11 protein-coding genes and 1 tRNA gene are annotated in these 14,091 nt (G+C 48.9%); 3 read left to right on the top strand and 9 right to left on the bottom strand.

Features of this window, described 5'->3' with window-relative positions; translation table 11 throughout:
* Positions 1 to 52: 52 nt before the first annotated feature.
* Genes ACKPVM_RS00935 through ACKPVM_RS00925 form a run of 3 tightly spaced genes read right to left on the bottom strand, consistent with a single transcriptional unit; the run spans position 53 to position 3,542 of the window.
* Positions 53 to 1,204 carry a Gfo/Idh/MocA family protein gene (locus tag ACKPVM_RS00935; protein WP_409306277.1) on the bottom strand — a complete coding sequence of 384 codons (1,152 nt, stop codon included), beginning with the start codon at positions 1,202 to 1,204 and terminating at the stop codon, positions 53 to 55.
* Positions 1,201 to 2,271 carry a sugar phosphate isomerase/epimerase family protein gene (locus tag ACKPVM_RS00930; protein WP_409306276.1) on the bottom strand — a complete coding sequence of 357 codons (1,071 nt, stop codon included), beginning with the start codon at positions 2,269 to 2,271 and terminating at the stop codon, positions 1,201 to 1,203. Before ACKPVM_RS00930 ends, ACKPVM_RS00935 begins: the two co-directional genes overlap by 4 nt.
* A gap of 29 nt (positions 2,272 to 2,300) precedes the next feature.
* Positions 2,301 to 3,542, bottom strand: coding sequence for an MFS transporter (locus ACKPVM_RS00925; RefSeq protein ID WP_409306275.1), 1,242 nt, complete (start codon positions 3,540 to 3,542; stop codon positions 2,301 to 2,303).
* Between the two features lie 186 nt (positions 3,543 to 3,728).
* Here ACKPVM_RS00925 and glk point away from each other — a divergent pair, with 186 nt between their 5' ends.
* Positions 3,729 to 4,694 (top strand): glucokinase, encoded by a 966-nt coding sequence (gene glk, locus ACKPVM_RS00920; RefSeq protein ID WP_409306274.1) that lies wholly within the window; start codon positions 3,729 to 3,731, stop codon positions 4,692 to 4,694.
* A gap of 67 nt (positions 4,695 to 4,761) precedes the next feature.
* Here the strand turns inward: glk and ACKPVM_RS00915 are convergent, their stop codons facing one another.
* Positions 4,762 to 5,583 carry a pyridoxal phosphatase gene (locus ACKPVM_RS00915; RefSeq protein WP_409306273.1) on the bottom strand — a complete coding sequence of 274 codons (822 nt, stop codon included), beginning with the start codon at positions 5,581 to 5,583 and terminating at the stop codon, positions 4,762 to 4,764.
* Between the two features lie 297 nt (positions 5,584 to 5,880).
* Here ACKPVM_RS00915 and ACKPVM_RS00910 point away from each other — a divergent pair.
* A tRNA-Ser gene (locus ACKPVM_RS00910) sits at positions 5,881 to 5,968 on the top strand.
* Between the two features lie 119 nt (positions 5,969 to 6,087).
* Here the strand turns inward: ACKPVM_RS00910 and ACKPVM_RS00905 are convergent.
* The gene (locus ACKPVM_RS00905; RefSeq protein WP_409306272.1) at positions 6,088 to 6,456 is read right to left on the bottom strand and encodes a DUF4186 domain-containing protein; all 369 of its coding nucleotides are present in this window, start codon (positions 6,454 to 6,456) and stop codon (positions 6,088 to 6,090) included.
* A gap of 208 nt (positions 6,457 to 6,664) precedes the next feature.
* On the opposite strand from ACKPVM_RS00905, the gene pgl reads away from it, so the two are divergent.
* On the top strand, positions 6,665 to 7,660 hold the full coding sequence (gene pgl / locus ACKPVM_RS00900) for a 6-phosphogluconolactonase (protein ID WP_409306271.1): 996 nt from the start codon (positions 6,665 to 6,667) through the stop codon (positions 7,658 to 7,660).
* A 64-nt stretch (positions 7,661 to 7,724) separates the two neighbouring features.
* On the opposite strand, the gene ACKPVM_RS00895 is transcribed toward pgl, so the two are convergent.
* The 4 genes from ACKPVM_RS00895 to fdnG form a co-directional block, all read right to left on the bottom strand.
* Positions 7,725 to 9,095, bottom strand: a complete 1,371-nt coding sequence (locus ACKPVM_RS00895) for an esterase-like activity of phytase family protein (protein ID WP_409306270.1) — start codon at positions 9,093 to 9,095, stop codon at positions 7,725 to 7,727.
* 189 nt (positions 9,096 to 9,284) lie between these two features.
* Positions 9,285 to 9,923, bottom strand: a complete 639-nt coding sequence (gene fdnI / locus ACKPVM_RS00890; RefSeq protein ID WP_409306269.1) for a formate dehydrogenase-N subunit gamma — start codon at positions 9,921 to 9,923, stop codon at positions 9,285 to 9,287.
* On the bottom strand, positions 9,916 to 10,809 hold the full coding sequence (fdxH, locus tag ACKPVM_RS00885) for a formate dehydrogenase subunit beta (RefSeq protein ID WP_409306268.1): 894 nt from the start codon (positions 10,807 to 10,809) through the stop codon (positions 9,916 to 9,918). Before fdxH ends, fdnI begins: the two co-directional genes overlap by 8 nt.
* 12 nt (positions 10,810 to 10,821) lie before the next feature.
* Positions 10,822 to 13,869, bottom strand: coding sequence for a formate dehydrogenase-N subunit alpha (gene fdnG / locus ACKPVM_RS00880; RefSeq protein ID WP_409306267.1), 3,048 nt, complete (start codon positions 13,867 to 13,869; stop codon positions 10,822 to 10,824).
* Between the last annotated feature and the right edge of the window lie 222 nt (positions 13,870 to 14,091).

Below are 14,091 nucleotides of genomic sequence, written 5' to 3'. Positions count from 1 at the left end.
GCGGTCGTGAATAAAGACGCCTCTGAAGGGAGGCGTAGCGGTAAGCAGTACATTAATCGGCAACGTGAACCCATCGTTGTTGCTGGTGGCTCTGTACGATAGCGTCAATAATAAACACGACGTTAGCACCGTCGTTAAATGTCGCAAAGTTTGTCGGATCGACGTTCGGCTGTTTGCCATCACGTAAATAAGTATAAAAGTTCGCCATCATATTCTTGAACGCATCCGGCCATCCTTCAATATGTCCACCGGGAAAATGGACGGAGGAAGCCGCGTCACGATTCATCAGCGATGGATCGTCGGAAAGCCATTCATTCGGCTTATCACGATAACCAATCCACAGGTTTTGTGGTGTCTCCTGATCCCATGCGAGCGATTTTTTGCTTCCGTTGATCTCGAATGTCAGGCGATTTTTCCTGCCCGCACTCACTTGTGAAACGGTGAATGATCCCCGGCTACCATCATTGAACCGCAATAGGATGGCGGCATAATCTTCCGTATTCACCGGTTTATCATCGTACTCTGTCGTAGCATCCGATGATGAAAACGTTGAACTTCCCCTCCGACTTGATTTACGCGTTGGGTGTACGATGGCGAAATCGGCAAACACCTCGGTGATTTTCTTTCCGGTAATGAACTGTATTGTATCGCACCAGTGTGAGCCGATGTCTGCGACCGTGCGCGATATGCCGCCGAACGCGGCCTCAACTCGCCAATTGTAGTCGGTTTCATATAGCATCCAGTCTTGCAGATAACCACCGTGGACGGCAAAGATGCGACCAATCTCCAGTTGTTTAATCATACTGGCGGCCTGTTGCACCATGCCGAATTGACGATACACAAAGCTGACGCCATGAACGATCCCCTGTTTTTGCGCCAGCGATACGAGTTCGCGAGCTTCCTCGCTGGTCATACACAGCGGCTTTTCGGAAAAAACATGCTTGCCGGCGAGTATAATTTGTTTATTGATCGCAGCATGCAGATGATTCGGCGTACAGTTATGGATAACGTCAATATCAGGATGATTCAGCAGGTCGGTAACAGAACCATAAGCGTGTGGAATATTAAGCTGGCGAGCTTTTTGCTGTGTGGTTTCCACAGAATTTTCAGCCAGTGCCACTACGTCCACAAAACCCAGTCGACGAATAGCGTCAATGTGCGCCGGTCCAATAAAGCCAGAACCAATAATGCCAACACGGATCATTTGGCGTTCTCCTCTGCTAACCCAAGCATCTTTCTCACCAGATCGCTGTCATGGCTGGTGGCGGCAAAATCATCAAAAGCGTGCTGTGCAACGGGAATGATATGTCGTTTAATAAATTCCGCGCCTTCTTTTGCACCGCAAGCACTGTCTTTCAGGCAGCACTCCCATTCAAGAACAGCCCAACCGTCATAATCGTATTGGGCAAATTTGCTGAAGATTGCACCAAAGTTGATTTGTCCGTCACCCGGCGAGCGGAAGCGTCCGGCTCGGTCTGTCCATGTCTGATAGCCACCGAAAACGCCACTCTTTCCTGAAGGTATAAACTCAGCGTCTTTCACATGAAAAGCCTTGATCCGTTGGTGGTAGCAATCAATAAACGCAAGATAGTCCATGTGTTGTAAATGCATATGGCTGGGATCATAGAGGATGTTGGCGCGTGGGTGATGATTAACCGCGGCGAGAAAACGCTCGAATGTGGCCCCGTCATGTAAATCCTCCCCAGGATGAAGCTCATAGCAAACATCCACTCCTTGTTCGTCAAAGTGGTCGAGAATTGGCATCCAACGTCGAGCCAGTTCCTGAAAGGCTTCTTGAATCAAGTTCTCGTTACGTGGTGGCCAGGGATAAAAGTAGGGCCAAGCCAGTGCCCCGGAGAATGTGGCGTGAGCCTGCAATCCTAACCGGGAAGACGCTACGGCTGCCTGTTTGAGTGTGGAAATAGCCCACTGCTGCCGGGCCTGTGGGTTATGCCTATAGGCTGGGGGCGCAAACTCATCGAATGCATCATTGTATGCAGGGTGCACTGCAATAAGCTGCCCTTCCAGATGCGTGGAGAGTTCACTTATCACCAGTCCATACTGCGCCAGGAGGCCTTTAACATCGTCGCAATAGGTTTGGCTGGTAGCTGCTGTAGCCAAATTAAAAATATGTGGATGATGACAGGGTATTTGCAATGCTTTAAATCCTAGTCCTGCTGCCCAGCCAGCCAGATTTTCCAATGTGTTAAAGGGAGCCTGCTCGCCAATATATTGGGTGAGAAAAATGCCCGGTCCTTTTAACGTTTTCATCTGTACCTCCTCGGAGAAAATGGTGGCAGTTATGCCCGTTCTTTATATTTGAAAGAGAATAAGAAGATGGCCGCGATAATTGAGGCCGCAATTGCCGGGATCCACCAGAAGGTCGCCCAGATGTCTGGTGCATTGAGCGTACCGTTTTCGAATAGCTTGTTATAAATCGCGCCAGAAACTTGGGATCCCAATAGCATGCCGATGCCGTAAGTGAACAGGACGACAAGACTTTGTGCCTGGCCTTTAATTTTCTCGCCAGCGATACGATCGGTGTAGATAAAACCGATAACAAAGAAGAAATCGTAGCAAACGCCGTGTAATAGAATGCCAATATAGAGTAACCAACGGGCTTCTTCGTTTACCCCTAGTGCGAAAAGGGCATAGCGGACAAACCAGGCTAACATACCGATAAATAGCATGTATTTCACACCCAGCCGTTTGAACAACAGCGGGATGATCAGCATAAAGACAATTTCAGACATCTGCCCGAAAGACATGGCGGTGCTGACGTTATTGATACCAACATCGCTTAGGAATGACGCGGTGTAAGCGTAGTAGGTCCCCAGTGGAATAGAGATCAGCATTGCGCAGATAGCGAATACCAGAAAATGGCTCTGTTTTAGCAGGGCGAATGCATCGGCACAGAACAAGTCGCGAACTGCCAGCGGCTGACCTTTGGCCGGGGCTGGCGTGTGCGGTAGTGTCAGACTGTAAAACGCAAGGATCGTGGAGAAAACGGCGGCAACATAAAAGATGGTGACGCTGGCTGAGATGCCGGCTATGCCAATACATACGCCAGCCACAATCCAGCCAATCGTGCCGAATACACGTACGACAGGAAAACTTTTTTCGCTGTTAGTCAGATTGTGGAACGCAATATTGTTGGTTAACGCCAGTGTTGGCATAAAGCAAAGTGTATAGGCGAAGAGCAATATCAGTAGTTGGGAGCCGTTCTCACTAGTCAAAGCAGCAGGAACGAACCAGAGAATAACGGCCCCAGCCAGATGCAATAGCGCCATGACTTTTTGTGAGGGGAAAAAACGATCGACCACCATACCGAGTACAAAAGGTGAAAGAATGGAGGCGATTGGCGCGGCAGAAAACGCATCACCAATCATTGAAGCCAGATTGTGCTGTGTCATCACCAGTCCAAGCGTTACTGACCACGACCCCCAGATGAAGAATTCTAAAAACATCATGAGTGACAGTCTGGGAACCACAAATGCCGGCTGTAACGATTTGGATGCGGTATTTTCAGATGAAGAAACCATGGCGTATCCCTTTTTAAAGTAATCGATTACAATTTGAAAAATAAAATGTAATCGATTACTTTTTATTTTTCCGCCGCTTTGAGTGATAAATGCGAGCTTTATCACTAGAAAGTTATAACAAGGTTGTTGCATGCGGTATGGTGCAGCGATGATCTGAGCATCTATTTTAATCTGGAGAAAGAAATCATGGCGCATTATGTTTTGGTCGGCGATGTCGGTGGTACCAATACCCGCTTGTCGTTGTGCGATCGTGAAACGGGCGAATTATCGCAAACGAAAACCTACTCCGGATTACATTTTCCGTCGCTGGAAGCCACAATTCGTCACTACCTTGAAGAACGGGCGCTATCGGTACAGGATGCCTGTATCGCTATTGCTTGTCCGATCACCGGGGATTGGGTTGCGATGACGAACCATACCTGGGCTTTTTCTATTGCAGAAATGAAGGTGAGTCTTGGGCTAAAGCATTTCGAAGTGATTAATGATTTTACGGCAGTATCGATGGCCGTGCCAGTTATAGAAAAAACACATGTGTTTCAGCTCGGTGGTGGCGCACCCGTTCCGGGTAAGCCGATTGCTATATATGGCGCAGGAACCGGGCTTGGTGTTGCGCATCTGGTTTATGCCGCAGAGCGCTGGATAAGTTTGCCGGGTGAAGGTGGTCATGTAGATTTCGCGCCTGGCAGTGATGAAGAAGAAAGTGTTCTGACTATTATGCGTAAAGAGTGGGGGCATGTTTCGGCAGAGCGACTGCTTTCGGGGCAGGGGCTCGTTAATATTTATCGTGCGCTGGTATTGTCCAATGGCCGAGTCCCCGAGGAGATTGAACCTAAAGAAGTGACTGAGAGAGCGTTGGCGAATGCTGATATGGATTGTCGTCGGGCATTGTCACTATTCTGCGTAATGTTGGGTCGTTTCGGGGGGAATTTGGCTCTCACGATGGGCACTTTTGGGGGCGTTTATATTGCCGGAGGGATTGTTCCGCGTTTTCTTGAGTTTTTTAAAGCATCTGGTTTTCGATCTGCGTTTGAAGATAAGGGGCGATTTAAGGCGTACGTCCAGGATATTCCTGTTTATCTGATCACACATGAACAACCGGGATTATTGGGTGCCGGGGCTCATCTCCGGCAATTACTGGGCAATAGACTTTAAAACATAGCACTCGATGAGCATGAGTTCAGGAAGCACCTAACGTGCTTCCTGATAGGGGGGGTCGGGCTTACGACAGGACTCGGGTACGAATGACATTCGCGATGCTGGGTTCTTCGTTACTGCCGATAATCAGATCGGCTCGGGCTTTGATTTCATCAGCGCTATTGCCCATGGCAACGCCCAGTCCCGCACCTTCCAGCATGCTGATATCATTGAAATTATCACCAAAGGCAATAACATCTGTCATGCTAATATCCTGCTCTGCAAGCCACTGTTGCAGTAGTTTTCCTTTGCTGTTGCCGGTTTGGGCAATATCAACCTGATCTTGCCATGACCATTCACAGGCGAGCCCGAGTTGTTGCTCCACCGCGCCGGCGAAGTCGTTCAAGGTAGGGATGTCCGCATGGGATGTAGCAAATTTCCAGATGGCTACAGATTCCTCGGTCTGTTGGATCAAATTGGCAACCTGTTTAAATGAAGGGCGCTGTGATTCCGGTAAGGTGGATGCCCAGGCTTGGGTCCGTGTTACGTGCCCTGTGGGATATTGGTAATACATTGCATCGTCGGCGTACATTAGCCCGTGAATATCAAATTCATGCAGCATGTTAAGAACGCTTTTAGCCTGAACGGCAGATAACGGATTGGCGTGAGACGCTTTTCCTGTCAAATAGTCGTAAACATAAGTGCCATTACAACAGATCGCGGGGGTATCAAGCTGCAATGCCTGATAAAACGGGTGAATGGCAGAATGGTGGCGTCCGGTAACGATCACAACTTTGATGCCTTGCTGGCGAGCCAATGCCAGTGCGGAAAGGGATTCCGGTAAGATTTTTTTCTGTTGATTCAACAAGGTTCCATCAAGGTCAAGTGCAATTACACGGTAGGTCATAGTCATCTCGCAAATAAAAAGGCCATTATTAATCGCCTTACGATAAATGACATGATGATAAATGAATAGGGAACAACGCAATAAATACGGCATTACAGGATATCGCGAGCTTCCGGTCGCGTTTTTATCTCTGTTTTTTATTGCTTTCGTTATTGTCTGATGCGGCAGGATTGCCACATTATCGACGTTTGTTGGTGATTTTCTGTGCTTTCAATAAGTTGTCATCTATTTTTTCAGCAATTGGTTACGGTGTGGCTTTACAATACCCGACATACTATTTATAGTTTGCTCCGTTGCGGAGGAGTGGCCGAGTGGTTGAAGGCACCGGTCTTGAAAACCGGCGACGCGAAAGCGTTCTAGAGTTCGAATCTCTACTCCTCCGCCACTTCACCGATAAATCCCGATTTTGTCTCGCACAACAATACATAAATGCGTTCTGTTATGGTTTTTAGCATTTCTGAACGATTTGTTGTATCCCTTGCTTTTATCTCTGTTCATTCGCCGTCACGACTCAACCTCAGAACTCAGATCGTTTTCAATCCAATACAGAATAACCTCAACAATATAGCGCTGTTCGCCGTCATTTAGCGGACGGTGTTGCTTAATATTATGCCATTTTTCCAGACAGCCACGGCAGCAAGTGGCGGTGGCGTGCTGTGCGATAAAAACGGGATGGCCGCGCATCGGCGTTTGTTTCCCATCGTTGACCGGGTCCGCTGGCGCTAATCTGCGAGCAACAAAGTCGGCTGCGTGGGAGGCAATCAGCGGTTTACCTTTATTAAAACAATAGTTGCGTTCTTTAGCGCCGAGGTGAAAACGTTGACGAAAACGAGAGCGGGATAATCGGATAAACAGCGTATCGAATGGCATCATTATTCAGGCGTTATGTCGTTATCATTGATGTGGAATGTCGCCACCATAAATGAATGGTAGTCTTGCTACGTGTCTGTAGAATAAAGCGATTATTCACTATGGTACACCGTAAGTCAGGTTGTACAAGGTGCAATGGGTAGAAACGGCTATTCAAGGTCGGTTAGCATGTGCCTGAGCAGCAAAATTCGCGTTCATTAAGGAGAGTACGATGCAACAAGTGGTTTATGTCGCCAGCCCGGAAAGCCAACAGATCCACGTATGGCAGCTCGGAGCTGAAGGTCATCTGACGTTATTGCAGGTTGTTGATGTTCCCGGTCAGGTGCAGCCAATGACCATTGCTCCTGATAAGCGCCACCTGTATGTCGGTGTTCGCCCTTCGTTTCGTGTGATTAGCTACCATATTGATAATCAGGGCCGGTTGACTGATGTTGGCGCGGCAACATTACCTGGTAGTCCGACGCATCTTTCTACCGACCGCAAGGGGCGTTTTCTGTTTAGTGCTTCCTATAGCGGTGCCTGTGTGAGCGTTAGTCCTATTGGTGAGGACGGTGTGGTCGGCGAACCTATTCAGCAGTTGGATGGGCTGGAAGGATGCCATTCAACCAATATCGATCCGACGAATACGGTGCTATGGGCACCTTGTCTGAAAGAGGATCGTATTCGCTTATATGATTTGGGGGAGGCGGGGGAACTGAGTACGCATCGTCAGACGCAAATGACGACGGTCTCGGGAGCGGGTCCGCGTCACATGGCATTTCACCCTAATAACCGTTTCGCCTATTGTGTTAACGAATTGGACAGTTCTGTGGATGTTTATCAGCTTGACGCTGCCGATGGTCAATTGCAGAAAGTTCAAACGCTGGATGCGATGCCTGCGGGGTTTGCCGACACGCGTTGGGCGGCGGATATTCATATCACGCCTGATGGCCACTTCCTGTATACCAGTGACCGTACTGCCAGCTTGTTGAGTATTTTCAGCGTATCTGAAGAAGGGCGTACGCTAGCCTTAGTTGGGCATCAACCAACGGAAACGCAACCACGTGGTTTCAATATCGACCACTCTGGTCAGTTCCTGATTTCAGCCGGGCAAACGTCACATCATATTGAAGTGTACCGTATTGAAGGTGAAACAGGCGGCTTACAGCCACTCGCCCGTTATGCGGTTGGTCAAGGGCCGATGTGGGTGAGTATTTTAGCGCGTTAATTGTTATTGCTGGTTAAAACAGGCTTTCCCTGCCGATGAGAAACGACAGGGAAAGTAGGACGGTTTATTTTTCTAGCAGTGCTTTGACATCCAACAGGATGAACTCATTATCATCAGCCGAATTGGGCTCGCGACTGGATGAGAAGGGGAAGTTGTTGTCATTCCCCACGATGATATGGCTATCGTCAACGACATCCACATTCTCAATCGTCATAAACGGAAATGTTAACACGCCATGAGTTAGCGGCTTGCGTGCCAGATGATGGGGATCCTGAATGTTCATCAGATCGATATAGGCGATTTTTTCTACGGGTTGGCCAACATTCGCGTCAGAAAACGTGACCTTATAAATGCGTTTGAATGCGGCAGGTTTGCTAAAGCAGCGTTCCGTTGGTGCGCCTGCCGCACAGGCTTTATCGGCGGTTCCTTCGTTACTGTCGCGTTCAATGATTAACCCGTGCTGCTTGTCAATCATGTTAAAGTCGCCTATAGCATTCTGATTGTCTTCTAATACATATTTCCAACTCCGACCCGTCCATGCCTGATTTTTAACATCAAATTCGAGCACGCGCAGGTAGCGTTTGCCGTTCTGGTTTTCATATTCTTGTGCGGCAGTATCCCATAATGCTCCCTCAAGTAGGGGATATAACATGGAGCCGTTTTTTGCTGCGGCCATGCCTTCAAATCCCTTTGAACGGGAAACCTGAAAGTTTAATTTGCCATCCGGTGTGCCTGGCGATGCCAATGTTGGATTATCTGGCGATTTGACTACCTTGCCGTCAACCTGAGTACTGAATACCCGCTGTATTCTGCCATTTAAATCAGCTTTGATCAGATAGGGGCCAAATTCATCGCCGATCCACAGGCTGTCATCAGCGAACTGAAAACTTTCGGGATCGAAATCGGCACCGGTTAAATAACGCTGTTCGGTACTTTCATTCACGATATGAAACGGGACTTGTCTGTCGGGATCGTGTAGGAAAATGGTTTTTAATCGTTTGACATCACCCTGTTTAAAATCAATCTGGTAATGGCTTAGAAATAACATGGAATCAGGAGAGTTAGCCTTGGTTCCGTAGCCGTTATCCGTCAATACCCAGTAAGTGCCATCCGGTAGATGTTTAATTCCGGAATGCCCTTGCAGCGGTTGTCCTTCTACTGGCAGACCGATCCCCGTCAGACGATCGGCTGATTTGGCGGCTATGCGACCTAATTCGGTGACTCTCTCGCCATTGGTGTATTTACCGCTGATCGTGAGATCGGAAGGTGCATCCTCGGGTGTGGTGATAAATGACTTAACCGGCATCACGGCATGACCGCTTAATATAGCGGGAACGGCCTGTGCTGTTTGTGCATAAAGATGAGTATTGAAGCCGAGTATTGTGATGAATGCCAGAGCGCAACGGCGTATCGGAAAGGGGTTAGCGATATTCATAGCGGTCCTTTTATCGTTGTGGAAATGAGCGTATTCGTCTCTGATGCGGGTCATTCAATATAGAAATTGCCAATGACAAAAATATGAAATGACCTGAAGAAGGTCTTCCTGCTGGCGTGAGAATGATGGAGAGGCATAGGGGGAGATCAGAAACCGTCCCTGCGTGTGCAGGGACGGTGTGGGTATTGTTTACTTTTTGATTTCTTTCTCTTCTTTTAGGCTACGAGCCCAACGAGGGTGGTGTTTCTTCGCCCAGCGTTTGGAAACCTTGCCTTCTATCATGCCCTTAATTGAGCCTTTTACCCAAAATGCCATGTACATATGAATCAGAATGGCGTGGATTAAGACAATTGCCGCAGCCGCGTGGATCAAGATTGCGTAGCGCACGATATCAATAGGGAAAAGATGAGCGAAATAGGGCCGCCACATAATGACGCCGGTAATCAATAGGACTAATGTCAGCCCCATGATGCTCCAAAACATCATCTTCTGCCCAGGGTTGTATTTGCCCACATCAGAGACTTCATGCTCGTTGCCTTTCAATACCTCAACGATATGCAGGAACCAAGGCAGATCGCCGCGTTTGGGAATGTTATGACCGACAAAGCGGAAGAACATTGGAACCAGACAAATCACAATCAGCACACCGAAAAAGGGATGCATGATCCGGCCCATTTGCGGAGTACCGAAAGTTTGCGTCAGCCATTGCAGCGTTGGGAAAAACAAGGCTATACCCGATAGGGAGACCAGGAAAAAGCTAATCACCACAATCCAATGACAGATGCGATCGATAAATTTGGTACGCAAAATCATTTTCTGCTTACTCATGTTTGTCTTCTCCCTCATCTTCGTGCTCCATTTCTTCGGTATTCGGCCCGATACCGACATAGTGGAACATTAACCCGGCAAAGGTGGCGACAAACCCCAGTGCGGATAGTGGCTTCAGTATGCCTTTCCACAAATTCACCGGTGTGGAGATTTGCGGATTGTCCGGCAGGTTGTGATAGAGCGACGGGCGATCGGCATGATGCAGGACATACATTACGTGTGTTCCGCCGACACCTTGAGGATCGTAAAGCCCCGCATGTTGATAGCCGCGTTTTTTCAGATCGACAATGCGCTCTTCTGCCAGATGCTTCATTTCTTCTTTGGTGCCGAAACGAATGGCTCCGGTTGGGCAGGTTTTCACGCAGGCTGGTTCTTGCCCAACGCTAACGCGATCAACACACAGAGTGCATTTATAAACACGGTTGTCCTCTTTATTCAGACGAGGAATATTGAACGGACAACCCGCGATGCAATAGCCACAGCCGATACAATGTTCCGACTGAAAATCGACAATCCCGTTGGCATATTGGATAACTGCGCCTGCTGACGGGCAGGCTTTCAGGCAACCAGGATCGCTACAGTGCATACAGCCATCTTTGCGGATGAGCCACTCCAGACGATCGTTTTCCTCTACTTCGGAAAAGCGCATCAGCGTCCAGGATTTGGCGCTGAGATCGGCCGGGTTGTCGTAAACCCCTGCGTTATGACCCACTTCATCACGAATGTCATTCCATTCAGAGCAGGCAACCTGGCAGGCTTTACAGCCAATACAGGTTGTGACGTCGATAAGTTTAGCCACTTCACTTTTATCGCTGCGTACCTGCGGCGGCGGTGTAAAGTCATTGGTGGCCGAACGTTTGATAATATCTTGAGATTGCATTGACATGGTTGGCTACCCTTACACCTTCTCTACATTAACCAAAAACGCTTTGTACTCAGGCGTTTGTGAATTAGCGTCACCGACGCTGGGGGTGAGCGTGTTAGCCAGGAAACCTTTACGGGTGGCCCCCTCAAAACCCCAGTGGCAGGGAATTCCGATGGTTTCCACGGTTCGACCAGCGATTTGCAATGTTTTAATACGCTTGGTCACGACCGCCTTGGCTTTGATGTAGCCGCGCTGGCAAGAGACTTTCACATCGTCGCCTGCTTTTATGCCTTTGCTTTGTGCCAGGTTTTCACCGATCTCAACAAATTGTTCGGGTTGAACAATCGCATTCAGACGCGCATGTTTTGTCCAGTGACGGAATAGCTCGGTAATCGAGTATGTTGTCGCGACGTAAGGGAAGTCCTTCGCGGTGCCCATTGTTTTGGCATCACGTGCAAACAAGCGCGCGGCCGGACTGGAAACCACCGAAGGGTGCAGCGGGTTCGTGCCGATGGGGGACTCAATGGGTTCATAATGTTCAGGGAACGGCCCGTCGACCAGCTTGTCCATGGAAAACAGACGAGCAAGACCTTCCGGTAGCATAATGAATGGCCCGGTGTCTTTGCCCGGAGGAACGGTAGCGGCGAAGTCAGGCACATCAATGCCTTGCCATTTCTGACCATTCCACTCCATGAGTTTACGTTTACTGTCCCACGGTTTACCTTGCAGATCAGCAGAGGCGCGGTTGTATAGAATACGGCGGTTTTGCGGCCACGCCCACGCCCAGTGAGGGGTGCAACCTAAACCGGCGTCGGCGTTATCACGCTTGTCCATCTGGTTGCCAGCTTCGGTCCAGCTTCCGGCATAAATCCAGCAGAAACTGGATGTAGAACCATCGTCACGCAGTTGCGAAAAATCTGCAATTTGCTGACCTTTCTTCAAAATCAGCTTGCCGCTGTCATCATAGATATCGGCTAGCGCGATGCCGTTGGCTTCACGAGCAATTTCTTCCGGCGTAGGGTCTTCCTGATCCTGATAGTTCCAATTGATATTCATCAACGGATCGGGATAAGCCCCGCCTTCTTCACGGTAAAGTTCGCGCAAACGCATGAGCAACTTACCGAGAATTTTACCGTCGTGCAGCGCTTCTCCAGGTGGCTCAGCGGCTGCCCAGTGCCACTGTAGCCAACGGCCTGAGTTGGCGATGGAGCCGTTTTCTTCGGCAAAGCAGGAAGAGGGCAGGCGGAAGACTTCAGTTTGAATAGCCGCAGGATCGACATCGTTAAACTCACCGTGGTTTTGCCAGAACGTTGACGTTTCTGTGACCAACGGATCAATGGTTACCATGTACTTGAGTTTTGATAGTGCTTCTGTCGCTTTATTCTTGTTAGAAAAAGCGGCAACCGGGTTGAAACCCTGAACGATATAGCCGTTCATTTTACCCTCAACCATCAACTCGGTTTGTACCATCACATCGTAGCTACGATCCCACTTGGGTAAGAAGTCATAGCCCCAATTGTTCTCTGCTTGAGCGTGGTCGCCGTAGAAACTCTTCATCATGCTGATAAAGAATTTGGGGGTATTTTTCCAATAGTTAACCTGTTCCGGCAGCAGGGCGTTTGGTGTGATTTGCCCCAGATAAGTCTTCAAATCGGCCTGTTTTTCGGATGGCAGCGGCATATAGCCCGGCAGATTTAATGACAGCAGACCCAGGTCGGTATAGCCCTGAATGTTGGAGTGACCGCGCAACGCATTGATCCCGCCACCGGACATACCAATGTTACCCAGCAATAATTGGATAATGGCGGCAGAACGAATGATCTGGGCACCGTTGGTGTGGTGTGTCCAACCCAGAGCGTACATAAAGGTTGCGGTTTTATCGGGTACGCAGGTTTCTGCCAGCGTACGGCAGATTTCTTCGTAATCTTTGGTTGAGGTGCCGCAGAGCGACGTCACCATTTCGGGTGTGTAGCGCTCAACGTGCTTTTTCAGCAGATTCCATACGCAACGAGGATGTGTCAACGTTGTGTCGCGTTTGGCGAAACCAGATGCATCGAGTTCATATTGCCAACTGGACTTGTCATACTGACGTGTTTTTTCGTCGTAGCCGCTGAACAAGCCTTCTTCAAAGTGGTAATCGTCACGAACGATCAAGCTGGCGCTCGTATAAGAGACAACATATTCATGATGGATCTTATTGTGTGTAATGAGGTAATTGACAATACCGAGTAAGAAGGCCGCATCGGAACCTGCACGTATCGGCGCATACAGGTCAGCGACGGCAGCAGAGCGGTTAAAGCGTGGATCGACCACAATCAGTTTGGCGTCGTTATGCGTTTTGGCTTCAACGGCCCATTTAAACCCGACAGGGTGCGCTTCCGCTGGGTTCCCGCCCATCACGATAACGACGTTGGCGTTCTTGATATCGACCCAGTTGTTGGTCATTGCGCCGCGGCCGAAAGTAGGGGCCAGCGCGGCGACGGTTGGCCCATGACACAGACGAGCCTGACAATCGATGGCGACCATGCCGAGCGAACGCGCGAATTTTTGGTCGAGAACGCCCGTTTCATTACTGGCGGCGGAAGAACATAGCATACCCGTTGTTAACCAGCGGTTAACAGTCGTGCCTTTGGCGTTGGTCCGTTCGAAATTGGCATCACGATCGGCTTTCATCAGTCGCGCAATGCGGTCAATTGCCTCATCCCAACTGATTCTTTGCCATTTATCTGAACCCGGTGCGCGATATTCAGGATATTGCAGGCGGTTTTCGCTGTGAATGTAATCCACCAGACCCGCGCCTTTAGGGCACAGAGAACCACGGCTAACCGGATGGTCAGCATCGCCTTCAATGTGGAAAACGGAGGGCTTGGCGTTTTTAGCGCCGTCTCCCAGGCTATACATGAGGACGCCACAACCGACAGAACAATAAGTGCAGTTGTTACGCGTTTCTTTCGCGCGTAACAATTTATATTGACGAACTGATGCCATTGCTTCCGTCGGTGTAAAGCCCAATACCGCGAGAGTGGTTCCGGCCATCCCTCCCGCGCAAACTTTAAAGAAACCTCTTCGATTCAGTTTCATTAGTTTCCCTATATTATTATGTGTCATTTTTGTTAAGAGGCAATTTAACAACACGAAAAATACGGGTTTTGCGCGAAATCAAGATTTAAGTATTTAAACCACCAGAACACCCCCTAAGAGGTATGTTTTTTATTCGTTATATAGTGTAATATATAACGTTTTTGTTGTTTGTTTGTTAAATGTGGGTTTTATTTCGTGAGTGGCTAGAAATGTAAAAAAGAG

Source organism: Pectobacterium hainanensis (assembly GCF_046237015.1).
Lineage (GTDB): Bacteria > Pseudomonadota > Gammaproteobacteria > Enterobacterales > Enterobacteriaceae > JBJYIN01.
Note: the sequence above shows the minus strand (reverse complement) of the source record. Positions and strands in the feature narration are given on the sequence as shown.